Source organism: Pseudoalteromonas sp. SG43-3, assembly GCF_014164385.1.
Taxonomy (GTDB): Bacteria; Pseudomonadota; Gammaproteobacteria; order Enterobacterales; family Alteromonadaceae; genus Pseudoalteromonas; species Pseudoalteromonas distincta.
This window is the reverse complement of record NZ_JACJFC010000102.1, coordinates 1-249: the sequence shown is the minus strand read 5'-3', so window position 1 is coordinate 249 and position 249 is coordinate 1. Positions and strand designations below refer to the sequence as shown.

The window sequence follows — 249 nt, the reverse complement described above, 5'->3', positions numbered from 1 at the left end:
GCCCAGTGCATCAACGGTGACGATTGGCGTAATAGTATCCACATTACCACTGCTGTTTGCGGTGCTCTCGTTGCCTGCCGCATCGGTAATACTCGCGCTTACAGTAAAGTCACCTTGTGCAAGGGCACCTGGAATCTCAATGTTCCAGTGGCCATCGCTGCCAACTAGGGTCTCAATGGTTTGCACAGCGCCTGCGCTGTCGGTGATGGTGAGTGTAACAGTGCCACCAATTTCATTACTGGTGCCCTG

1 protein-coding gene is annotated in these 249 nt (G+C 53.4%); it reads right to left on the bottom strand.

Annotated elements, in window-relative coordinates:
• A partial coding sequence (locus H5157_RS20790) for an Ig-like domain-containing protein (protein WP_259399384.1) occupies window positions 1–249 on the bottom strand: 249 nt, incomplete at both ends.